This is a genomic window from Lactococcus sp. S64, assembly GCF_016516525.1.
Taxonomy (GTDB): domain Bacteria; phylum Bacillota; class Bacilli; order Lactobacillales; family Streptococcaceae; genus Lactococcus; species Lactococcus lactis.
Genome location: NZ_JACVUQ010000002.1, coordinates 1 through 22689 on the forward strand (window position 1 = coordinate 1; position 22689 = coordinate 22689).

17 protein-coding genes and 2 pseudogenes are annotated in these 22689 nt (G+C 35.6%); 4 read left to right on the forward strand and 15 right to left on the reverse strand.

The window, feature by feature from the left end:
• Positions 1-125: 125 nt before the first annotated feature.
• Positions 126-830 carry a hypothetical protein gene (locus tag IAE51_RS02470; RefSeq protein ID WP_058212106.1) on the forward strand — a complete coding sequence of 235 codons (705 nt, stop codon included), beginning with the start codon at positions 126-128 and terminating at the stop codon, positions 828-830.
• A gap of 370 nt (positions 831-1200) precedes the next feature.
• Here IAE51_RS02470 and mutY read toward each other — a convergent pair whose 3' ends face one another.
• From mutY to mnmA, 6 genes and pseudogenes are all read right to left on the reverse strand, one after another.
• Complete coding sequence (gene mutY, locus IAE51_RS02475; protein ID WP_200094671.1) at positions 1201-2340, reverse strand: A/G-specific adenine glycosylase; 1140 nt, start codon at positions 2338-2340, stop codon at positions 1201-1203.
• A gap of 235 nt (positions 2341-2575) precedes the next feature.
• Positions 2576-4510: pseudogene (uvrC, locus tag IAE51_RS02480) on the reverse strand (excinuclease ABC subunit UvrC); the annotation flags it as partial.
• Positions 4511-4604: 94 nt separating this feature from the next.
• Positions 4605-5318, reverse strand: coding sequence for a nicotinamide riboside transporter PnuC (gene pnuC, locus IAE51_RS02485; RefSeq protein WP_012897492.1), 714 nt, complete (start codon positions 5316-5318; stop codon positions 4605-4607).
• Positions 5319-5446: 128 nt separating this feature from the next.
• A complete protein-coding gene (locus tag IAE51_RS02490) occupies positions 5447-6163 on the reverse strand; it encodes a nucleoside phosphorylase (protein ID WP_064973681.1) in 717 nt (238 codons plus the stop codon).
• A 150-nt stretch (positions 6164-6313) separates the two neighbouring features.
• The gene (gene rpsA / locus IAE51_RS02495) at positions 6314-7540 is read right to left on the reverse strand and encodes a 30S ribosomal protein S1 (protein WP_003132594.1); all 1227 of its coding nucleotides are present in this window, start codon (positions 7538-7540) and stop codon (positions 6314-6316) included.
• A gap of 210 nt (positions 7541-7750) precedes the next feature.
• Positions 7751-8881: a tRNA 2-thiouridine(34) synthase MnmA gene (gene mnmA, locus IAE51_RS02500; RefSeq protein ID WP_003132592.1), complete on the reverse strand. Its 1131-nt coding sequence runs from the start codon at positions 8879-8881 to the stop codon at positions 7751-7753.
• Between the two features lie 275 nt (positions 8882-9156).
• Here mnmA and IAE51_RS02505 point away from each other — a divergent pair, with 275 nt between their 5' ends.
• The 3 genes from IAE51_RS02505 (at position 9157) to IAE51_RS02515 (ending at position 12797) form a co-directional block, all read left to right on the forward strand.
• Positions 9157-9942, forward strand: a complete 786-nt coding sequence (locus tag IAE51_RS02505; protein ID WP_029343656.1) for a DUF4931 domain-containing protein — start codon at positions 9157-9159, stop codon at positions 9940-9942.
• Between the two features lie 70 nt (positions 9943-10012).
• Positions 10013-12664 (forward strand): YfhO family protein, encoded by a 2652-nt coding sequence (locus tag IAE51_RS02510; RefSeq protein ID WP_014570486.1) that lies wholly within the window; start codon positions 10013-10015, stop codon positions 12662-12664.
• Complete coding sequence (locus tag IAE51_RS02515) at positions 12654-12797, forward strand: hypothetical protein (RefSeq protein WP_003132587.1); 144 nt, start codon at positions 12654-12656, stop codon at positions 12795-12797. Before IAE51_RS02510 ends, IAE51_RS02515 begins: the two co-directional genes overlap by 11 nt.
• 53 nt (positions 12798-12850) lie before the next feature.
• Here the strand turns inward: IAE51_RS02515 and IAE51_RS02520 are convergent, their stop codons facing one another.
• The 9 genes and pseudogenes from IAE51_RS02520 to IAE51_RS02560 all read right to left on the reverse strand — a co-directional run bounded on the left by IAE51_RS02520 (position 12851) and on the right by IAE51_RS02560 (position 22522).
• The gene (locus IAE51_RS02520) at positions 12851-15013 is read right to left on the reverse strand and encodes a heavy metal translocating P-type ATPase (protein WP_200094672.1); all 2163 of its coding nucleotides are present in this window, start codon (positions 15011-15013) and stop codon (positions 12851-12853) included.
• A 185-nt stretch (positions 15014-15198) separates the two neighbouring features.
• Positions 15199-15399, reverse strand: coding sequence for a heavy-metal-associated domain-containing protein (locus tag IAE51_RS02525; protein WP_021722979.1), 201 nt, complete (start codon positions 15397-15399; stop codon positions 15199-15201).
• 15 nt (positions 15400-15414) lie between these two features.
• The gene (locus IAE51_RS02530; protein WP_003132584.1) at positions 15415-15870 is read right to left on the reverse strand and encodes a CopY/TcrY family copper transport repressor; all 456 of its coding nucleotides are present in this window, start codon (positions 15868-15870) and stop codon (positions 15415-15417) included.
• 121 nt (positions 15871-15991) lie between these two features.
• Positions 15992-16855 carry an L-serine ammonia-lyase, iron-sulfur-dependent, subunit alpha gene (gene sdaAA, locus IAE51_RS02535; protein ID WP_200094673.1) on the reverse strand — a complete coding sequence of 288 codons (864 nt, stop codon included), beginning with the start codon at positions 16853-16855 and terminating at the stop codon, positions 15992-15994.
• Between the two features lie 19 nt (positions 16856-16874).
• The gene (gene sdaAB, locus IAE51_RS02540) at positions 16875-17546 is read right to left on the reverse strand and encodes an L-serine ammonia-lyase, iron-sulfur-dependent subunit beta (RefSeq protein WP_012897487.1); all 672 of its coding nucleotides are present in this window, start codon (positions 17544-17546) and stop codon (positions 16875-16877) included.
• Between the two features lie 113 nt (positions 17547-17659).
• Positions 17660-19663, reverse strand: coding sequence for an NAD(P)/FAD-dependent oxidoreductase (locus IAE51_RS02545; protein ID WP_015426135.1), 2004 nt, complete (start codon positions 19661-19663; stop codon positions 17660-17662).
• Between the two features lie 161 nt (positions 19664-19824).
• Positions 19825-21066 (reverse strand): annotated as a pseudogene (locus tag IAE51_RS02550) (NAD(P)/FAD-dependent oxidoreductase); the annotation flags it as partial.
• Positions 21067-21196: 130 nt separating this feature from the next.
• Positions 21197-21559, reverse strand: coding sequence for a hypothetical protein (locus IAE51_RS02555; protein ID WP_003132576.1), 363 nt, complete (start codon positions 21557-21559; stop codon positions 21197-21199).
• Between the two features lie 159 nt (positions 21560-21718).
• On the reverse strand, positions 21719-22522 hold the full coding sequence (locus IAE51_RS02560; protein WP_129881521.1) for an alpha/beta fold hydrolase: 804 nt from the start codon (positions 22520-22522) through the stop codon (positions 21719-21721).
• Positions 22523-22689: the final 167 nt, after the last annotated feature.

Below are 22689 nucleotides of genomic sequence, written 5' to 3' on the forward strand. Positions count from 1 at the left end.
ATAATTATTTTATTATCCACCACTTGTAAAATATTAAGCCATTCAATTATGAATGAAATCGTTCGCAAAATGAAAATAAATATATTATAATAGTTTTATTAAAATAAGAAGGAGAGTTTTACTCTATGAAAAAAATTATACTCTTAACAGCCTCCACTCTAGCACTAAGTTCAATATGTCCTCTGGCACTTTCACCTTTAGTCCAAGCAAACACTTTTTCTGGAGAAACAAGTTCTTCGCTAGTAAAAAATAAAAATAATGATTCTGAAATAGTTATATTAGATAAAGGAGAATTTAATTCTCCTATACTTCTTGACCCATATGACTTTTCACTTAATTCTATTGGATTTAATACGGGAAAAATTGTTTTTAATTATAATTCTACAAGTTTAACTGATCTGGATGAAACAACAGCTAAGTATTTTAATTTAAAGCTCCCAATAGAGTTTAATAATATTTCTAAAATAGATCACGGAGAGGCAATAAAAGAGGCAATTACAGCTTCTTATAAACTTCCTGGGCAAACAGATTATAAAAATATCTCTATGCAAGACATTGATACTACACACAGCGGACAAGTAAATTTTAAGCTCCCCACCTCTGCTATTATTTCGAAAGGGGAAGTTACGACTTTTAGAGTTCAGATAAATTTCGGAAAAATATTAGATAGTATGAACTTAGGAGAAGATTATGATTATACCCAACAAATCTCAAACGCAACAGGGAATTCTTACAACTTCAAAGGAGCCCTAACGTCTACAGATTATTTCACCTCTCTTCCTGAAAGCGCAGCTATTGGTTACACAGATGGAAATCAAGCAGTTCATTAATATCTATGAAAGATTGTCACTAGCATGATTTTTTAGATAACCTATCATCAATATACTATACTAATTGTTGATTTTGAAAAGGAAGAAATTTTTCAATGTCACCATTTGGATCAAATATCTAATATGCATCTCCAAAGCTCTGCTTCTGGTAATAGTTTTTATTTCAGGTAAGGTGTTCCAATTCGAATATTTTTGGTCTTCAAAAGAAGACCATTTTTTATGTTTTCACCTATTGAATTATAATTTTTTCTCAACCAAATCTCCGTTTTTATTTTTTTCTTCTCTCTTCTCAAAGTTACTCTCTTTAACCATTGTTTGTAGAATAAATTATCCCTATTCGCATATAAAATAGAATACTTGTACCAGTATTCTATTTTATATCTAAAATCTCAAACATCTTCACTTGTGGCCCAGCAAGTGGAATTTGTGAACGACTTACTTTTGGTTGGCCATTTTCTGTCAGTACTTTTGAATCAAAATGAACCCACATTTTGTCTTCTGATAATAATTCATCAGCAACTTCAAAGGTCTCTTCTGGTTTTAATTTAATGATTGCCAAATGCCATTTTTGATGAGAAAAAATGTGAGTAAAATTAGCTATATATTCCATTTTTGAAATACTTTCCGGAAGTTCTGGAATGACAATATTTTTACTGACAGAGCCGTCAGTAATCATTTTTTCAAAATCTGCTGCTGGTAATTCTGTCAGTGGAAATGTCCACATGTCTGCTAACAAACCTTTTGATGGACGCTTTTCTAAATAATATTCTCCTAATGAATTTTCTAAGGCAAAGGCTGTAAAATACAAATCTTTTTGTTTTATCTTTTTTGTTTTTACTGGATAATTTAATTGTTTTCCTGACGCTGCTGCTGCACAATAGTTTAGTAAGGGACAAGCTTCACATTTTGGACTCTTTGGGCTACAAACTAAAGAACCTAAATCCATCAGCGCCTGATTGAAATCACCTGGTCTTTTTTTACTGATGAGCTTTCTTAGGTAGCCATCAAAAATTTTCCTTGAACTACTTTTAGAAATATCACAATCTAATTCAAACAGCCTGCTGGTCACGCGCATTAGATTTCCATCAATTGCTGGCTCAGCGAGTCCAAAAGAAATTGAGGCAATTGCAGCGGCTGTATAAGGTCCAATTCCTTTTAATGATAATATATCGGCTAGATTGTCAGGAAATTTTCCATCATATTTATCAACAACTTCTTGCGCTGCGATTTTTAGATTACGAGCGCGAGAATAATAGCCCAAGCCTTCCCAAAGTTTTAGCAGTTCAGCATCATCAGCTTGAGCTAAAGTTTCAATCGTCGGATATTTTTTCATGAAACGTTCATAATATGGCATGACAGTTTCAACCTGTGTTTGTTGGGACATGATTTCTGAAATCCATATTTTGTAAGGTTCAGTTGTTTTTCGCCAAGGGAGTGGCTTTTTATTATCATCATACCAAGAAAGTAAATCTTGCTGAAATTCCTTTATTTGATTCTTAGACCAGTCCATCGATTCTCCAATTACTTTCTTAATTCCTAGTTTGTCAGTAAATATTTACTGACAGACTTGCAATAACTACTTTATTTTACTGACAGAATTTCTGTCAGTAATTTTTATGTTTTTTCAAGAATCAAAAGAACTGACAGATTTACTGACAATTCTTTTGATTACTTTATTTTTTACCTTCTAAAAGAGGAACATTATCCTTGAGTGATTCCCAATTTTCATTTTCTTGAATTGGTCCAGACAAAGTTGTTTTCACACGTTCTGCTACTTCATAAGGAATGCCAGCTTCTGCCACTTCTTGTACACTTGCCTCTTCAATTGCTTTCAAATTTTTGAAAGTTGTCAGTAACTTTTGTTTTCGTTTTGGACCAAGTCCAACAATACCGTCCAATTTACTTGAAAATGTATTTTTACCACGTAGTTGTCTATGGAATGTAATCGCAAAACGGTGAACCTCATCTTGAATTCTGGTCAGCAAAAAGAATTCTTGAGATTGTCTTGACAAGGGAACCACGTCTAAAGGGTCACCAAAAAGTAATTCTGACGTTTGGTGCTTATCATTTTTTTGCATCCCAGCAACCGGAATCGATAGCCCAAGCTCTTTTAAAACTTGCTTGGCAATGTTAACTTGACCAGCTCCACCATCCATTGCAATCAAATCAGGAAGAGCCGTTTCTTCTTTTAAAGCTCGCGAATAACGTCTCGTCATCACCTCGCGCATTGAAGCATAGTCATCCGCACCAACCACTGTTTTAATTTTATATTTCCGATAATCTTTTTTTGAAGGTTTTCCATCAATAAAAACAACCATTGCAGATACTGGTGAAGTCCCCATAATATTTGAATTATCAAAAGATTCAATTCTTACAGGTTTTGGTATTCCCAAAATTTTACCCAAGTTTTCAACTGCTTTAGTCGTTTTCAAAATATCACGTTCAGCCACATCAAATTTCAATTGTAATTGACTTTGAGCATTCTTAGTTGCCATATTAACCAATTGTTTTTTCTCACCACGGCTTGGTTGAACAATCTGTGTTTTAGCTAAAAGTGATGATAAACGTTTTTCGGCTGATAATTCTTTATCAAGTTTAACAATTGATTGCTCAACATCTTTTTGATCAGAAAATTTAAGCGTCTTGGCCGTAAAAACTTTTGCATCCACTTCTTTAGCTTGAGCTTTAGTTAATAAATTTCCCTCTTGGCTAGCTGCAACTACTGCTTCCACAGATTCCTTATCGATGTCTTGCGGAATAAAAATTTCCCTTGGCATCATATGATTATTATCTTGATAGAATTGTCCAATGTAAGTTAAAAAATCCTCTTCAGCATCATTATAGTAAGGAAACATATTCACATCACGCTGAATCAATTTTCCTTGGCGCACAAAAAATACTTGGACACACATCCAGCCTTTATCAACATAATATCCAAAAACATCGCGGTCTTTCAAATCTTGATTCATCACCCGTTGTTTTGTTCTTAAAGTTCCAATTGCCTTAATCACATCCCGATACTCAGCAGCTTGCTCAAATTCCATATTATCAGAAGAAATCATCATTTTTGCTTCAAGTTCTTTAACAATTTTTTTATCAGAACCTGTCAGAAATTCCTTCACTTCTTGAGTCATATCCTTATAAACTTGAGGATCAACATGATTAACTACTGGACATAAGCACTGATGAATATGAAAATAGAAACATACTTTTTTCTCGTGTAAGCCACATTTTCTAAATGGAAAAATTCGGTCTAAAAGGCGTTTAACTTCATTGGCAGCTTTGACATCTGGATAAGGTCCAAAATAAGTCGCACCATCTTTTTGAACTTTACGGACGACCAACAAACGAGGATATTTTTCATTTGTTATTTTTAGGAAAGGATAATATTTATCATCCTTAAGCATAATATTATATTTAGGCTTATAACGTTGAATGAGATTGATTTCCAAAACTAAAGATTCAATATTTGAACCTACAACAATCCATTCCAAATCTTCAATTTCAGAAACTAGTAATTCTGTCTTGGTATTATGAGAACCATGAAAATAAGAGCGCACTCGATTTTTAAGATTCTTTGCCTTTCCGACATAAATAACTGTCCCATTTTTATCTTTATGTAAATAACAGCCAGGACTATCTGGTAATAGTTCTAACTTTGCTTTTATCGTTTGATTCATATTGTTTATTATAGCAAAAAAATGTAGGAGCTGCTCTTCTTTTGGACGTTTATAAAACAAAAAATGACCCATTTACTTGAGTCATTTTCACTTGTTATTTAGTTCCGCCTTCATTATCAGCTTCACCACTTGCCCAAACTCGATTAGCGTAGATTGCATTGAAGAGCAGGGCTCCTTGTAAGGCAACCTGCGATAAATACATTCCTAACTGCCCTTGGGTGTTTACTCCCATAATAAATTGTACCGTTAAAATTGTCCAATAAATTACTGCTGCCGTGTTAACCACAATCCACAGCGACCAATTTTCTTTATATTTCAAAATATACAATACTTGTGCAATGAGTGGAATAATTAAATTTAGAGCATCAAAATAAGGAAGTTGCCCATTTAATAGGGCATCTATGCCCCAAACGACCAACCAAGCAATAAAAGCACCTAGAAAAATTAGACGACGAGTTTTTGGTCTAAATTCATGGATAGCATCATCCTGTCCCCAAAAAAACCACCCCACAGGTTGAGATAAGACATAAAAAATTCCCATAACAAAACTCATCCATGAGTGAGTCTGATAAGCAATTAAAGTCATCGCTAAGGTCTGAACTAAACCAAATGCAAAATTAATTTTACGGCCTTTCATCCCATAAATGAGACAAAGTACACCAAATACACCAGATATCATTCCAATGAAAGAATCAGGGGCAATGATATATACAATCACTTGTAAGAACAATAAAATTAAGATATATGTGATTTCAAATTTCTTCCAATTTGCAAAAAGTTGCTTAAAAAGCCAAGAATCTTTTGTCATTTTTTCTCCTTTTTATCCTAACGCTTAAAAGCAGTCAAGAATAACGCTTACCGCTTTATTAATTTAAAATATGATGGTAATTTCAGTTCTATTTTTCAACTTTAATCAATTTACAAGTAATATTTATATTAGCGATTTAAAATTTCTAGAGCAATCTCAATTGTCCGAAGCTCACCTTTATTAACTTTATCATTTCCTGAAACTAAATCATTGACTCCCGCTTGTAAATCTCCTCCGTAAGCAACAACATTATTCAAAATGGATAAAGTTTCTATTCCTCGTAAACGTCCGACTGTAAACAATGCACCAGATTCCATATCTTCGCCCACAATTCCAAATTTAGACCAATATGCTTGAGTTTCTTCATGATTATCCATATAAAAACCATCATGAGAACGAATAATTCCATAAAAACCATCAGAAGCAATTTCTTTTGCTTTATTTAACAAATCAGTAGATGGAACTGCTGGATATTGTTCGGGTACATACATTTTTGTCAAACCGTCATCTCGTACTGCTCCTTCTCCAATAATTGGACTTCCTAAATCGATCCCTAACTGCAAAGCACCCGCAGAACCTACTCTGATAATTCTCTTAACTCCAATATTATGAAGCTCTTCAATCGCAATAGCAGCTGACGGTGCACCTACACCTGTTGACAAAACTAATAGTTCCTTACCTTTATAAGTTCCACAGATTGAGCGAAATTCTCGATTGTATTTTAAATTTTTTACATCGGTCAAAAATTTTGCGACCTGATCTATTCGAGCTGGATCACCTACAATAATTGCATCAAGTCTAGCATCAGTCTTCTTTAATTGAATATGCGCTTGTCCTTCTTCCATTTTTCCCTCTCTTTTTAATAAACAAATAATCCTTAACTATTAAACAATTAAATTATAGCAAATATTTCAGACAATTCAAAGTCGATTTGACTGCCTTTATGTACAAAAAAAGACCCAGCGGGTCTTTTAGAGGATATTTTTGAATTTTTCTTACAAATCGTTAATATCGAAGTCTTCACCGAGGAAATCAGCAAGTGAGAAGCCTTCTTGTGTTTCAGGCAAATCGTATGAAGGTTTAGCTGCTTTACGTGGTGCGCGTGGTTTGCGATCACGTTTTTCACCGTCGTTGTCGTTGTTACGAGCTGGACGAGCTGGAGCTTCTTCAAGCGCTTTGATTGAAAGTGAGATACGTTCTTCAGCAGGTTTCACGTCAAGAACTTTTACGTTCACAACTTGACCAACTTTAAGAACATCTTTTGGATTTTCAACACGTTCCCATGAAATTTGTGAAACGTGAACAAGTCCTTCAACACCTGGATAAAGTTCAACAAAGGCACCGAAGTCTGTCAAACGTTTAACAGTTCCTTCAACAGTTGATCCAACTGGTGCTTTTTCTTCAACTTGTTCCCATGGTCCAGGTTGTGTAGCTTTAAGTGAAAGTGAAAGACGTCCAGCTTCTGGGTCGAGTTTCAAAATCTTAACGTTAACAACATCGCCAGGTTTTACTGCGTCTGATGGACGTTTGATACGGCTATGTGAAAGTTCAGAAACGTGAACCAATCCGTCAATACCACCAAGGTCAACGAATGCTCCGAAGTTAGTTACGCGTGAAACTGTACCTTCAACGATATCGCCTTCTTGAAGTTGTGCAAAAGCTTCTTTACGCATTTCGATTGCTTCAGCTTCAACAACTGCACGACGGCTAAGGATGAAGCGGTTTTCTGAAGCGTTAACTTCGATAATTTTAGCTTCGATTTCTTCGCCAACAAATTTCTTAGTATCTTTAACAAAGTAAGTGTCAATCATAGATGCAGGGATAAATCCACGAACACCGTTATAGTCTACTGAAAGTCCGCCTTTAACGTCTTTAGTAACTTTAACTGTTACGATTTCGCCTTCTTTGCCTTCCAATTGAGTCCAAGCTTTACGAGCTTCAAGACGTTTCAATGAAAGGAGATATACGTTTGCACCTTCGGCTTCTTTACCAACGATTTGTTTGATAACAAGCAAATCAAGAACATCTCCAGGTTTAACGAATGTATTGATATCAGCATCTTTATCGTTAGTGATTTCGCGAAGTGTAAGGACACCCTCAACACCAGTTCCTACGATGGCAACAGTTGCTTGCCCGTTTTCAACTGAAAGGATTTCACCCTTAACGACGTCACGTACTTTAACGTCTTCAACGCTGTTTAATAATGTTTCAAATTCGTTCATTTGTAAAAAAAATTCCTCCAACAATTTGGCTGGTACACAGCCTTACAAAACATTATACCATAAAAAATCGCTTAGGGAAAGCTTTTTTCTCGATTTATATTAAAAAAGTTATAAGTATTTTATTATGTACAGAAATATTATCGACAAGTTATGAAAACCGTTTCTTTTTTTGTTCAAAAAAACCTGTCAAAACTTTGACAGGTCAATATTTTATTGATATTGCATTACTTTTTGTGCTTTGTAGGCTACGTCAATCATCGCACCACCAAGACATTCTTCTCCATCATAGAAAACAACAGCTTGTCCGGGAGTAATTGCTCGAACAGGTTCGTCGAAATCAACGGTTACTTTATCACCATTAACGTGAATAGTTACTCCTGTATCTTCTTGGCGATAACGGAATTTTGCTGTACAGTGAAGGTCAAAAGTTTCTGGCATTTCTCTGGTAAAGCTCAAATCGCTTGCGTCAAGACTTGTTGAATAAAGGTGTTCATGATGGAAACCTTGTCCAACATAAAGGGTATTAGTAGTTAAGTCTTTACCAACAACAAACCATGGGTCACTTGTTAATTGACCGTGTTGTCCACCGATACCAAGACCACCACGTTGACCGATTGTATAATACATCAAACCGGCGTGATTTCCCATTTCGATACCGTCAAGTGTCATCATTTTACCTGGTTGAGCTGGTAAATATTCTCCAAGGAACTTTTTGAAATTCTTTTCACCAATGAAGCAGATTCCTGTTGAATCTTTCTTCTTAGCAGTTGCAAGTCCTGCTTTTTCAGCAATCTTACGTACTTCAGGCTTTTCCAAATGTCCCAATGGGAACATTGTTTTCTTGAGTTGTTCTTGGGTCAATTGACTTAAGAAATAAGTTTGGTCTTTGTTGTTGTCCGCACCACGTAACATATGAACGATACCATTTTCATCTGTACGAACTTGGGCATAATGACCTGTTGCGACGTAGTCTGCTCCTAATTCCATAGCATAATCTAGGAAAGCTTTAAATTTAATTTCCTTATTACACATGACATCAGGATTTGGGGTACGTCCAGCGCGATATTCAGCGAGGAAGTATTCAAAAACACGGTCCCAGTATTCTTTTTCAAAATTGACTGAGTAATAAGGAACGCCAATTTGATCAGCTACTGCAGCTACATCTTTGTAGTCTTCAGTGGCTGTACAGACACCATTTTCGTCGGTATCATCCCAGTTTTTCATGAAGACACCAATAACATCATAACCTTGTTCTTTAAGAAGCAAAGCTGTGACTGAGCTATCGACACCACCGGACATTCCGACAACGACACGTGTTTGTGCTGGACTCTTACCAGACATAAGTTGAGTATTTGTGTTATCCATTAATTTTTCACCATCTCTTTCTATTTTGATTTTGAAAAGAAATAAAATTGCTGACGAAAAAAACTAGACGATTTCGTCAGTAAATTTTTTCTTTTCAAGTTAGACAAAATATCAGTTGAAGGCTGACTTTTGTAAATGTTGCAGTTGAAGGCTGAACATTAATAGGTAACTGGAATATTATAACACATTGCCTAAGTAAAAACTAGCCTTTGAATAAAAAAAGTAGTCAAAAAAAGTGGTATAATGTCATAATGATTAAACATAGTGAAAATCCTTTAGTTTTCAATACAGCTATTGGAACAAAAAAACGTAATGAAACAGTTGTACCTAAGGAAGTTCTTTGTCCTTTTTGTGATGTGGAAAATCTGACAGGTATTTTAAAAACTTCTGACCATAAAATTTGGTTAAAAAATAAATTTCCAACACTTAAAAATTCAATGATGACTGTGATTATTGAGTCTGATGAACATCTAGGTGATATTTCTACTTATGGTGTGGAAGAAAATCGTGAGGTTTTTTCTTTTGCTTTTGAATGTTGGGATGAAATGATTCAATCTGGCAAATATCAATCCGTTTTGATGTTCAAAAATTTTGGTCCTCGCTCTGGCGGAACATTGCGCCACCCTCATTTGCAAGTCGTTGGCTTAGAAGAAACTGACGGTTATGCTCAAATTGCAAAAGAAAATTTTGAAGGAGTCGAAATCAGAAAGAATGGTCTGACTGTCACTTTGTCTACTCGACCTATTATGGGCTTTGTGGAATTTAATGTTATTATTTCTGAACTTGAAAATGTTGAAAAATTGGCTGACAATGTTCACGGGATTACCTCTTATTTAATGACAGACTATATGAATGGGCGTTGTGATTCTTATAATCTCTTTTTCCATCATTTCGATGATAAATATATTTGTAAAATTGTTCCTCGCTTTATTACTTCTCCTTATTTTATTGGTTATAAAATCCCGCAAGTCAATGGAATTGAAGCATTAGAAGAAATTGCTGACGAGATTAGAAATCGTTTAGATAAAAAGTACTGACAGGTTTGTCAGTATTTTTTTAATACACTTAATATAAGTTTGATTTTTGTATCTTTGGTATAATAGAAATATGAAATTTATCAAGAAAAATAAATGGGCACTTCTTGCAAGTTTTTTTATTCCATTATTATTAATGGTTATCGTTCTTGCAATGACTGGGATTTATTGGGGGAGTTCACGGTCAATTTTGGCTGGGGATGCATATCATCAGTATGTCGCCATTCATTCTCTCTATCGTAATATTTTACATTCGGGCGGTTCTTCTGGTTTCTTATATACTTTTACCAGTGGTCTCGGCCTCAATCTTTATGCTTTTTCGGCTTACTACATGGGAAGTTTTCTCATGCCACTTACATTTTTCTTTGATGTAAAATCAATGCCTGATGCTCTATATTTACTGACCATACTAAAATTTGGCTTGATTGGTCTATCAGCATTTGTCAGTTTCAAAAACATGTATCAAAAGCTTTCTAAATTGATTGTTTTGTCAATAAGTACAGCTTTTGCACTGATGAGTTTTTTGACCTCACAGCTTGAAATTACGATGTGGTTAGATGTTTTCATTCTCTTGCCTCTAATTATTTGGGGACTTCATCGCTTAATGGATGAACGAAAACGCTGGCTTTATTTCGTTAGTTTATTGATTCTATTTATCCAAAATTATTATTTTGGCTTTATGGTGGCTATTTTCTTAGTGCTCTATTTCTTGGCACGGATGACTTACGAAAAATGGTCTTGGACAAAAGTGCTTGATTTTGTGGTTTCTTCTGCTTTAGCTGGTCTGTCCAGCCTAATCATGCTCTTACCCATGTATCTTGATTTGAAGTCTAATAATTCCGATGCTCTTTCAACTTTGTCAGGTGTCTTTACAGAAAATTCTCATCTTTTTGACCTTTTCGCTAAGAATTTTGTTGGCACTTATGATACTACTCAATTCAATGCCATTCCAATGATTTATGTTGGAATGATGCCTTTAGCTTTGGCTATTCTCTTCTTTTTCACTAAAAGTATTCGTCTCAGAAGTAAATTTGCCTTTCTAGGAATCATTGCTTTCTTTGTTGCTTCATTTTATCTTCAAGCTTTAGATTTACTATGGCAAGGGATGCATTCACCAAATATGTTCTTGCACCGCTATGCTTTCTTATTTAGTTTGCTTCTTGTTTTAATGGCTTTGGAAACTCTATCTCGCTGGGAGGAAATAAAGACTTGGCATATTTTGACTATTAGTCTTTTTCTAATTACAGGTTTTCTTGCTACTTTAATTTTTGGACACTATAAATATGTAATGACTTCTCAAGTTATGTTGACTTTCTTGTTTGGTCTTGCTTATTTAATCTTGTCTATTAATTCTGTTAGGAAATGGATTTCAGCTCATCTATTTGTCATTATTCTCTTTGTTTTCATGACTGTTGAAGCTGGTGTTAATGCCCTTTATCAGGTTCAAGGAATACAAAAAGAGTGGAATTTTGCTAGTCGTGATTACTATAATACCCAAGTGAATTCTATAGAACCGATCGCCAATAAGGTGAATGAACTTACTGGTTCTGGTTTTGCCAGAATGGATAACACTGTTCCTGATACAGCAAATGATGGCATGAAGTACAATTTTAATGCACTTTCCCAATTTTCATCTGTTCGTAACAGCAACGCCAGTTCAATCATGCGTCAATTAGGTTTTCACACTGACAGTACTTATTTGAATTTACGTTATCCTGGGAATACATTACTGATGGATTCGATTTTTGGAATTAAATATAATATAAGCCAAGCTCAACCTCCAAAATTTGGATTTTCACCAGTTTCCAATGCTCTCAGTAATTTGAGCAAAAACTCAAATGCGATGGGTCTTGGTGTCTTCGTTCCCAATGGATTTGAAGATGCTAAATTCACTGATAAAGCTCAAGCTAGCAGCTTTATTAATAATCAAACAGCTTTAGTTAACGCTTTGACAAAATCGAAAACTACATTCTTTACTCCATTTTACACGACCAGTGAAGAAACTGCTGATAAAATCACGGGTGCTGGCAATTCTGTTACTCTGACTCGGCCAAAAACTTCTACAGCTACTGATGTTTCAGTCACCTACGGAATTACCGTGGCGGCAAATAGTCAAATTTATTTATCTGTTCCCAATATTACTTATCTAAATAGTAATGCTGAGAATACATTGATTACTATTTCTGATGTTTCCAATCCAAAAATGACACGTTCTCTCAATAGTTATTACGTTGGCACAAATGATACTGGCTCCTTCTTGAATTTAGGAAGTTTCAGTAAGGAAACTAAGCTAAAAGTGACCTTAGCATTTCCTGAAAATTCACAAGTTACTTTTGATACCACTTCATTCTGGCGTCTGGACACTGAAGCTTATCAAAAAGAAATGGCACTTCTACAATCTCGTAGTCCTAAAACAGAAATGATTAAAAACGGGGTTCGCATGACTTATAGAGAAAAAGAAAAGGGCGATATTTTCTTGACAATCCCTTATGATAAAGGCTGGTCAGCAAAAGTTGATGGAAAAAAAGTGGCTGTCAGTAAAGCTCAATCTGGTTTTATGAAAGTTAGCGTTCCTGCTGGCAGTCATCGTCTTGAACTAAAATTCTTCCCTAATGGACTAAAAGAAGGAATCATTTGCTTTATTTTAGGAATTCTGTTATTTATTGGTTACAACTATTTTACTAATAAACCTAAAAAATCTGGAGGAACAAAAAATGAAAGCTAAATCAATTATCCCCTTTACGCTCGGAATCCTAGTTGCTGTCAGCATCCCTGTTTCCTATTCTTTAAAGACCAAACATTTTGAAGTCAATTTCAAAAAAGGTGGCTTGCTTGACCCAGAATTGTATAAAAAATAAGGCAGATTGTCTTTAAAAAATTCTGTCAGTAAATTCTAAACAAAAAACGTTGATTATTCAACGTTTTTTATTTTTGTTTTTGTCAAAAGTAAGGAATTCAAAATAACAGAAACTGATGATAAACTCATTGCCGCTGCAGCGAGCATTGGATTGAGTAATCCAAAAGCTGCAAGCGGAATGCCAATGACATTATAAACGAAAGCCCAAAAATAATTTTGCTTAATTTTGGAAATTGTTTTTTTAGCTACTTCAAAGAAAGTGGAAATTTTATGAAGCTGACCGCTAGTAACAGTCACATCACCAGCTTCCATAGCTATATCTGACCCAGTTGCCATTGCCAGCCCGACGGTTGCTGACGCTAAAGCAATAGCATCATTGATTCCATCACCAACCATCATTGAATTTGAGCTATTTTGCACAATTTCTGCTTTTTCTTCAGGTCTTAAACCACTTTTAACTTCATCTAAATGAACAAGTTTTTGAATTTTTGCTGCCGAATTTTGATTATCTCCTGTCAACATAACAGTCTTTAGACCACGTTTTTGCAAGGTCTGAATTGTCTTAAGCGCATCATCTTTGAGACTTGAACTAAAAACAGCCATCGCTAATAATTTTTCTTTATTTGCCAAATAAATGACCGTATCATCTGTTTCTGGGACTGACAGATTTAAGTCTGTCATTAATTTATCATTGCCCGCAAAATATTCCTGACCATTAATTTTAGCAGAAAGTCCACGTCCCGCAAGTTCTGATAAATCTGTCAGTTCATATAAATCACCTTGAAATCTAAGAGATTTAGCCAAGGGGTGATTAGAGTGAGCTTCTAGACTAGCCAATAATTTAAACTCAACACTTGCTAGTTTTTCTTCAATAGAATTAAAGCTGTCAGTAACTTTTTCACTTTCTGTCAGCAATTTAAAATCTGTCAGTTCAAATTCACCTGTTGTAATTGTCCCAGTTTTATCAAAAAATACTGTTTTAACTAATCCGGCAAGTTCCAAAGCATTGGCATTTTTAATCAACAAACCATTTTTAGCAGCCAAACCAGTCCCAGAAATAATGGCAGTTGGTGTAGCTAAACCAAGCGCACAAGGACAAGCAATGACCAAAACAGCTACTGAATGCATGATTGCTGTCAGTAAAATTCCGCTGACAGCCCAAGTCGCAATGAAAGTTATCAGAGCAATAACTAACACAACTGGCACAAAAATCCCTGAAATCTTGTCAGCTAATTTTTGAATGTTTGGTTTTGAGCCTTGTGCTTCACTCATCATTTCAACCATTCTTGAAATTGTTGAATCATTTAAATCATGAACAACAACCGCTTTAACTTCACCATCTAAATTAATTGTTCCTTCAAAAATGACTTCATCATCCATTTTTACAACAGGTAAGGCTTCACCTGTCAAAATCGATTCATCAAAAGATGCTTTGCCAGAAAGAATCATCGCATCCAAAGGCACTTTCTCTCCTGGCAAAATGCGAATCACTTGTCCCATTTGAACTTCTTCAATCGCTAAATCAGTCGATTCCGTATGAACAAAAGTTGCTCGACTAGACATTAATCCAGTAATTGCTTGCGTTGTTTTCTCTTTTGCATTATGTTCTAAAAGTTTACCCATGACCACCAAAGTGATAATTACCATCGATGATTCAAAATTCAAAGCATTCGCTTGGCTCATAAAAACAGCCAAAATCAAACTCGAAAAGTATGCAACCGAAGTTCCTAAAGCCACTAAAACATCCATATTTGCCGATTTATTTCGCAAAGCATGATAAGCGCCAACATAAAAGCGCCAACCAATAATGAATTGTACTGGAGTTGCCAAAATCAATTGTACGATTGGTTCATGTAAAAACATGACCCAATTTGCATGTACTCCGAAGATATCAGCAAACATTGCAACTACTAAAGGTAAAGTCAAAATTAAAGCAATCCAAAAAGACAAAGCCAAATTTCTTGCTTTTTTTGCAGCTTGACGTGCAATTTTTTCCTGATGAGCTTTGTCATTAACAATGGCTCCATAACCCGCTTTTTCCACTAAGTTAATAATTTCTTGGTCAGAAATATTATCGTCAGCAACAATTTTGGCTTTCTCAGTCGCCAAATTTACCGTTGCTTCCATAATTTTATCTGACTGATTCAATGTTTTTGAAACTGTATTTACACAATTTGCACAGGTCATTCCTGTAATTACAAATGATTGACTCCGCATTTTTACCTCTTCTATATTTTATCTCTAAATATAGTTTACAACTGTAAACGAAAAAAGTCAAGAAAAAATCATCTTCATTTGGGGAATGAAGATGACCTGTTATTATTTAGTAAAACAATATTTGGGGTTTGCTTTACCAATTTCATTCTAGCAAATTTAAATTCAATTCACAAACGAAGTGTTTTTTAAATTACTTTATAACCAGCCTCTGCAACGGCAACAGCCATTTTATCCATATCTGCTGGGGCAGAAAATTTAACTAGTGCTTCATTTTTTTTCAAAGAGACTTTCGCTTTTTCAACACCCTCAATAGCTTCCAAAGCATTTGTCACATGCATTACACAGTGGTCACAAGTCATTCCCTCAATTTTTAAAGTTTCTTTCATTTTATATTCTCCTTTTTAAGCAGAAATCTGCTCATGTTCATGTTTGCAAGCACAAAGTCCACTTGTTTCTAAGCAATTACAATGTTTTTGTCCTACCACTTCTTTGGCATTAAGTGATTCTTGCAAAAGTTCAATATCCTTTGCCGTCAAAGTCGATTTTTCAATCATCTCTTGCAAAACATTGACATGTTTCGTTTCACAAACTTTTTGGATCAGACCATCGGCCATTAAATTAATAGCCGTACATTCTTCCATCAATGGACGATAAACAAATTTTCTTCCTTCTTTTTCGGTAGAAAGCATTTCTTTTTTTACCAGTCGACCAAGTAAAGTCTTAACAGTGGCCAATGACCATTCTAATTCTTGGGGGATTTGCGCATAAATTTCATCAACTCGCGCTTCTCCCAGAGACCAAATTACACGCATAACGATTAATTCGGCATTTGATACATTAAATTCTACTTCGTTCATTTTTTCTCCTTTCCCCATTCATTTTCATAAGATAAGTTTACACGTGTAAACACTAAAAGTCAAGTATTCAACCTAAAAAAATAAAATTCGAATTTTATCATTCGAATTTTTAAGTTTAATCTTAACCAAATAATTCTTCCATAATTTTACGTCCAGTGGGTGTTTGGGCCAAGCCACCCTCAGCTGTTTCTCTAAAAGCAGCTGGTAGAGAACGTCCCACATTATACATGGTATTGACCACCTCGTCAACTGGAATCACTGTTTTAACCCCAGCCAAAGCCATATCAGCTGAAATCATTGCTTGTGACGCCCCCATTGCATTACGGTGAACACAAGGGATTTCAACCAAACCAGCAACAGGGTCACAAATTAAGCCTAACATGTTTTGCAAGACAATAGCAATCGCATAGCCTGCTTGTTCTGCAGAACCACCAGCAGCTAAAACGAGTGCAGCTGATGCCATTGCCGAAGCAGAACCGACCTCTGCTTGGCAACCACCCTCTGCTCCAGAAATCGTTGCATTATTTGCAATCGCAAGTCCAAAGGCTCCTGCTACAAATAAAAATTCCACTTGCTGTTCATGACTCAAGTCTAAAGTTTTAATAGCCGAAGTTAAAACACCTGGCAAACAGCCGGCTGATCCGGCAGTTGGTGTCGCACAAATGAGCCCCATTTGTGCATTCACTTCATTGACGGCAACCGCATCACGAGCTGCTCCTAAGATGAGCTCACCCGAAAGTGCTTTGCCTGATTTAATATAATCATCCATCAATTTTGCATCGCCACCAGTAAGACCTGTAAGTGATTTTTTACCAGCAAGCCCCTTTTTAACAGAATCAAGCATCGTTTCTAGGTTATGTTCCATCATTTCCCAAATTTGTCCACGATTTCGTCCAGTTTGTTCCATTTCAATGGCAATCATTAACTCTGTGACCGAAGAATAATTTTTAGAATCCTCGATCAATTCTTCTATATTTTTAAACATATTTATTCCTATACTGCTTTTAATTAAAGAAATTAACGGCGTGCAAACGAGGAATAAGTTTCATTTCCTCAATTACTTCCTTAACATTTGGTGTATCAACTTCTAAAATCATAATCGCTTTTTCACCCTTAGCTTCTCTGGTTACATTCATTTGTGCGATATTAATTTGATGTTCTGAAAGGACACTAGAAACTCTAGCAATCATCCCTGGAACGTCTTCATGAATGACCACAAATGTCGGAACACCAGCCGAAATTGCGATATCAAATCCATTCAATTCTGTCACTTGAATCATTCCACCACCGATTGAAATTCCAGTCACGGTCATTGTTCGATCCCCTTTTTTGGCGATTAAACGTGCGGTATTGGGATGTTCTGCTTTTTCTTCTGGATGTGGAACATAAGAAATTTCCATTCCTTGTTCAAAAGCAAGCTGAGGCGCCATTGGCAGACGTTCATCATCTGTATCCATTCCTAAAACACCTGCAACAAGAGCAACATCTGTTCCATGACCCCGATAGGTTTTAGCAAAAGATTCATAAAGATGAATCTCCAATTTTTCTGGAAGTTCACCGAAAATAGAACGTACAATTTTACCAATTCGAGCAGCACCAGCTGTGTGCGAGCTTGAAGGTCCAATCATCACTGGACCAATGATGTCAAAGACACTTTTATATCTTAAATTATCCATTTAAACCTCAGTTCTTACAAAGATAGTTTTTAAACTATCTTTTATCTTCAAATATCATAACATAATTTTCAAGCTTTTTCAGGCAAAAAAAAATAGCTCCGCAGAGCTATTTTCTATTGACGTCCTTTGTAAATTGAACGCGATTGACCATACCATATTTTGGTTAGCCATCTTTGAATCCAAGGTTGAACCCATTTATCTAAACCAAATGAACGACCTGAACCATTCATAAGTGCAATTGCCACTGGAATAAACCAAATGTTAACCCAGTAGAACATTCCTGAAAGTGAGAACATAACAGTCAATGCGGCTGTTGCTGCTGCTGCAATCCAAGTGAACAATCCAAAAATAAGGGCAAGTGCAAGGAAGATTTCAACAATTGACATGAATTTTTGCATGAACAATGCGACTTCACGATTTGGAATCATAAACTTAAAGATAGGTTCCATCCAATGTGGCACTTTGTCAAAAACAGTCATTGGGTCAGAACCGTAAGCGTATGAGAGACCCCATTCAGTTGCTTTATGAGCAGCTTCGCCACCACCACTTGAAGCGGCCGTTGTTGCTGCGCCTGTAGCACCTGCGGCTGCATCGGCTACACTAGAACTTGATGAAGCAGCTGTTGAAGCGCCTGCGGCTGCGTCAGCTGCTTTTGGTGCTTCTTGCAACCATGAGAATGGGAATTTAAGGTCATTTGTAAACCAAGATCCTTTACCAAACCAAGTCGTTGGGTTGAAGTATTGACCATCACCGACAATTTTCTTAATTGCTTCGGTAAACCAAACCACACCATAGAAAATACGAAGTGGAACAGCCCAAAGTACATTTCCTTGACGTGAAGTATGACCACGCATAAAGTTACGATTATCTTTTACGCGGAAGACTTCATCCAAGGCATAACGCCAGAAATAATGTGCTGAACGAATTTGTAAAGTATAGATAAAGTAAACAATATTCTTCATCAACATTGCCCAGAAACCAGTTAGACGCATGCTACCGATTTTGGCAACTCCCCAAGTTGAACCAATTGAAACCATTGTTCCTTGGTATTTACTTTCATGTTTATGTTTGCTTCCACCATTGATGTCTGCAAGAATATTTGCCGCTGCTGTGTGTGCTGTTTGTTCCGCAGCTTCAACGATTTGTGGTGTTGGACGACCAGTATCTGGTTCAATATATCCTGAAACGTCACCAGCAACGTAAATCCCTTTTCCTTCAAAACCAACAGCTTCCATGTATTCATTTGCTTGAAGACGATGTCCACGTTCTGTTTCATTAAGGTCTGTTTTTGCAGCTGTATTTCCTTGAACACCAGTTGTCCAGATTAATGTGTGAGTTGGAAGTTCTTTGGCAACTTTTTCTTCGTCACGCCCACCAACATTCACTTTGATATGATCTTTTGCTACTTCAACAATACCGTGATTTGTTAAAACGTGAACATTTTTCTTTTCAAGATATGCATGAGCTTTATCTGCTTGTTTACGGTCTAAAGTATTAAGGATTGTTGGCATCATTTCAACAACGTTGATTGTGATTTCTTCTTCAGGTATTTTCCAATCTGTTGAAACTTTTTTACGCCAATCAATCAATTCACCTGCCATTTCAATCCCAGTAAATCCTGATCCGGCAACTGAAATTGTTAAAAGAGCACGGCGTTTTTCATCATCAACTTCTGTTGATGCATATTGGACGATTTTTTCCAAATGACGTTTGATTCGCATTGCATCTTCAAGTGACCAAAGTGTAAACCCGTGTTCTTTAACACCAGGAACTCCAAAGTCATTTGGTTCGCCACCAAGGGCAACAATGACATAATCATAGCTATAACGACCATGTTTTGTGATTACTTGTTTGTTTTCTTTGTCAAGACTGACGACAGAGTCAGTGACAAGACTAACGTTTTTACGTTTTCCTAAAAGCTTTTGGAAATCATATTGTACAGTTGTGAATGGAACACGTCCTGCTGCAACTTCGTGAAGTTGAGTCATGGTTGTGTGGTAACTATGTTTGTCAATCAGTGTGATGTCAGCATCTGCTTTGAGCTTTTTAGAAAGCTCACGCGTCGCATGTACTCCTGCAACACCACCACCGATGACTACGATTTGTTTCTTAGTCATTTAGAATGGTTCTCCTACTAGTAATATAATAATAACGTCAGGCACTATTATATCCTTTTTAGAGCAATTTGTAAACTGTTACACAAGAAAAACTTTTCCAAATTTTTTCATGGAAAAGTTTTATATTTATATTTTATTTTAACTTAAATTGCCCCTTTGTGGAAAAGTTGGTCATTGATATATTTGAAGAAATAATGACCAGAACGAATTTCAAAGGTATAAACAAGATAAACCATGTGTTTCATGAATGTTGCTGAAAAACCACTTAATTTTGTTTTTCCAACTGTCCCAACCGCATAGCCTGAACCAATAGAAACCAGTGTTCCACGATAATTTCCAACAAATTTGGTTTTTTCGCCACCTTTAATATCTGCAATGATATTTTTAGCGGCCGTGCTTCCTGTTTGTTCTGCTGCTTCTACAATTTGAGGAGTTGGTCGACCATTTTCGGGAACAATATAACCTGATACATCTCCTGCAACATAGATGCCATGATTTTCTTCGCCAATCGCTTCCATGTATTCATTTGCTTGAAGACGATGACCACGTTCTGTTTCGGAAAGTTGACAAGCTTCTGCTTCTGTATTTCCTTGTACCCCTGTTGTCCAAATTAAGGTATTTCCTGGAATTTCTTTAACAACTTTTTCCTCGTCACGCCCACCAACATTAACAGTGATATGATCTTGTGCTACAGCTGTAATTCCATGATTTACAAGGACATTGATGTTTTTATTTTGAAGGTAAACGAGTGCTTTATCTGCTAAACTACGGTCTAAAATATTCATAATTGTTGGCATCATTTCAACAATATTGATTGTAAATTCAGATTCTGGAATGCCGTATTTTTTAGATGCTTTTTTACGCCAATCAATCAATTCTCCGGCCATTTCAATTCCAGTGAATCCTGAACCAGCCACGCTAAAGGTTAACAATTTTTTGCGTTTTTCTGAATCAGCTTCTTTAGCTGCTGCTTGAACCATTTCTTTCAAATGTGCTTTTATTTTCAAAGCATCTTCAAGTGACCAAAGTGTGAAGCCATATTCGTTAACACCTGGTACACCAAAATCATTGGGTTCTCCACCCATTGAAACGACTAAATAATCATAGTCATAGCTATTTTTATCTGTAATCACTTTTTTGTTAGCTTTATCAAGTTCAACAAGTGACTCTTTTACCACTTTAACGTTATTAAATTTTCCAATTGTTCGATTCAAATGATATTGAACAGCATCTGCCTCAACACGACTCGCTGCAACTTCATGAAGTTGGGTCATTGAAGTTTGAAAATCATGTTTATCTATAACTGTAATTTCTGCATCATTTTTCAAATTTTTTGCAAGTAAGCGTGTGGCTGAAACTCCAGCAAATCCAGCACCTACAATAACGATTTTTTTCTTAGCCATTTCTCTTGGCCTCCTACTAATAATAATTCCAAAAAATATTATACCTCTTATCGAAATAAATATACATTTTTCTGTTTATAAATTTACTTTCTGTAATTTTTAAAATAAAAAACCGCAGTATACGGCTTTTTTAAATAATTGAATAATTTTTTAAGACTTGCCCCTCAGATACACCTAAACATTTCATGAAAGGAAGTATATAATCAATATCTTCAATATTTTTCTTTTGCATCAGTGAAATTCGGCTAATGCCTTGACTAACTTCTACTGTGACTTTATGGTCGTCGTTAATAAAAAGGTGAATACTATCACATGCTCCTTGATGAATACTGACGCCTAAAATTTTTCCTTTTTGAACTTCACAGGTTTGAGCGCCATGGAGATAGCTATCTACTACTAATTTCATTACGGTTGTTTCAATTTTAAAATGCTTTGGTTTTTGCTGATCATCAGTTTTTGAATCTTGGGCAAGTTCCATGTTATTATTTTTCATGGTTTAGCTCCTTTCCATTTCTTAATTCTATTTTATCAAGTTTTATTATGAGAAAAAAATGATATGAAAATAAAATTTATTTAATACTTTTAAGACTATAATACTGCCTTTCTTACTAGTTTAAATTTTACTGACGGTCAGCAAAAAAGACTGACCACATCAGTCTTTTTTTATTTTGTTGAGAAAAACAATGACTGCTTGGTTGAATTTCTCAATTTCTTCCAAATGTAAGATATGCCCACATCCTTCAAAAATTTGAACTTCTGAATTTGGATTGTTTTGTAATTCACGCGCTGCTTGAGCATGAATTGCTGGAAAAATCGGAGATTTCTCGCCGGCAAAAAATAAATGTGGTTTTTTTTCTTGCCCAAGCTCAGGACGCCAATCTTGCAAAATAACATTTTGCAGTAAAGGACGATAGCGTTTGAAATCAAAAGGTTTCATTCCATGTCCCAGTGTTCGTTTTACACTATCTGACAACTTTTTTTGTGTCAACCGAGTTTTTGGAAAATCATCAATAAATACTGACAGCTCTGTCAGTGTTTTCCCATATTGACCATTGAGCCAATCTGCCGATTTGAAGAAAGTTGGGGCCTGATCTTCTGTAATTATTGCTGATACATTTTCGTCAGTAAATAATTCTTCATAAGCCATAATTGTTGCCGCACCCATCGAATGGCCAATTAAGACAACATTTTTTAATTGTAAATAGTCAATTAATTCTTTTAGGTCCATTGCCAAACGGTGTAAAGTCAAGCCATAATCAACTTGTTGTGAATCTCCATGTGAGCGATGATCATAAGTAATCACCCGATAACCAGCATTTACAAATATTTCTATTTGGGCAAACCATGTAACTTCACTGGACGAATAGCCACCAATTAGAATCAGAGGTTGATTTAACTGATTGCCATAATCATGAAAATTTATTTTTACTAAATCATTTGTTGTAAAAAAAGACATTTTTGTTTCCTCTCAAGCTTTTTCCAATGTTTTCATTGTAACAAAAATTCTGTCAGCACTGACCAATTATGATTTCTAGTAACTGATTATTCTTCAGCCAGATAAAAATACTGACAATAAGTAAAAAAATTCTGTCAGTAAAATTTTTTAATGATGAATTTAAAAAC

What these genes read in the sequence shown, in the direction of transcription:
- IAE51_RS02470 (WP_058212106.1), top strand. Translation starts at nt 126, where the DNA reads ATGAAAAAAATTATACTCTTAACAGCCTCCACTCTAGCACTAAGTTCA.
- mutY (WP_200094671.1), bottom strand. Translation starts at nt 2,340, where the DNA reads ATGGACTGGTCTAAGAATCAAATAAAGGAATTTCAGCAAGATTTACTT.
- pnuC (WP_012897492.1), bottom strand. Translation starts at nt 5,318, where the DNA reads ATGACAAAAGATTCTTGGCTTTTTAAGCAACTTTTTGCAAATTGGAAG.
- IAE51_RS02490 (WP_064973681.1), bottom strand. Translation starts at nt 6,163, where the DNA reads ATGGAAGAAGGACAAGCGCATATTCAATTAAAGAAGACTGATGCTAGA.
- rpsA (WP_003132594.1), bottom strand. Translation starts at nt 7,540, where the DNA reads ATGAACGAATTTGAAACATTATTAAACAGCGTTGAAGACGTTAAAGTA.
- mnmA (WP_003132592.1), bottom strand. Translation starts at nt 8,881, where the DNA reads ATGTCTGGTAAGAGTCCAGCACAAACACGTGTCGTTGTCGGAATGTCC.
- IAE51_RS02505 (WP_029343656.1), top strand. Translation starts at nt 9,157, where the DNA reads ATGATTAAACATAGTGAAAATCCTTTAGTTTTCAATACAGCTATTGGA.
- IAE51_RS02510 (WP_014570486.1), top strand. Translation starts at nt 10,013, where the DNA reads ATGAAATTTATCAAGAAAAATAAATGGGCACTTCTTGCAAGTTTTTTT.
- IAE51_RS02515 (WP_003132587.1), top strand. Translation starts at nt 12,654, where the DNA reads ATGAAAGCTAAATCAATTATCCCCTTTACGCTCGGAATCCTAGTTGCT.
- IAE51_RS02520 (WP_200094672.1), bottom strand. Translation starts at nt 15,013, where the DNA reads ATGCGGAGTCAATCATTTGTAATTACAGGAATGACCTGTGCAAATTGT.
- IAE51_RS02525 (WP_021722979.1), bottom strand. Translation starts at nt 15,399, where the DNA reads ATGAAAGAAACTTTAAAAATTGAGGGAATGACTTGTGACCACTGTGTA.
- IAE51_RS02530 (WP_003132584.1), bottom strand. Translation starts at nt 15,870, where the DNA reads ATGAACGAAGTAGAATTTAATGTATCAAATGCCGAATTAATCGTTATG.
- sdaAA (WP_200094673.1), bottom strand. Translation starts at nt 16,855, where the DNA reads ATGTTTAAAAATATAGAAGAATTGATCGAGGATTCTAAAAATTATTCT.
- sdaAB (WP_012897487.1), bottom strand. Translation starts at nt 17,546, where the DNA reads ATGGATAATTTAAGATATAAAAGTGTCTTTGACATCATTGGTCCAGTG.
- IAE51_RS02545 (WP_015426135.1), bottom strand. Translation starts at nt 19,663, where the DNA reads ATGACTAAGAAACAAATCGTAGTCATCGGTGGTGGTGTTGCAGGAGTA.
- IAE51_RS02555 (WP_003132576.1), bottom strand. Translation starts at nt 21,559, where the DNA reads ATGAAAAATAATAACATGGAACTTGCCCAAGATTCAAAAACTGATGAT.
- IAE51_RS02560 (WP_129881521.1), bottom strand. Translation starts at nt 22,522, where the DNA reads ATGTCTTTTTTTACAACAAATGATTTAGTAAAAATAAATTTTCATGAT.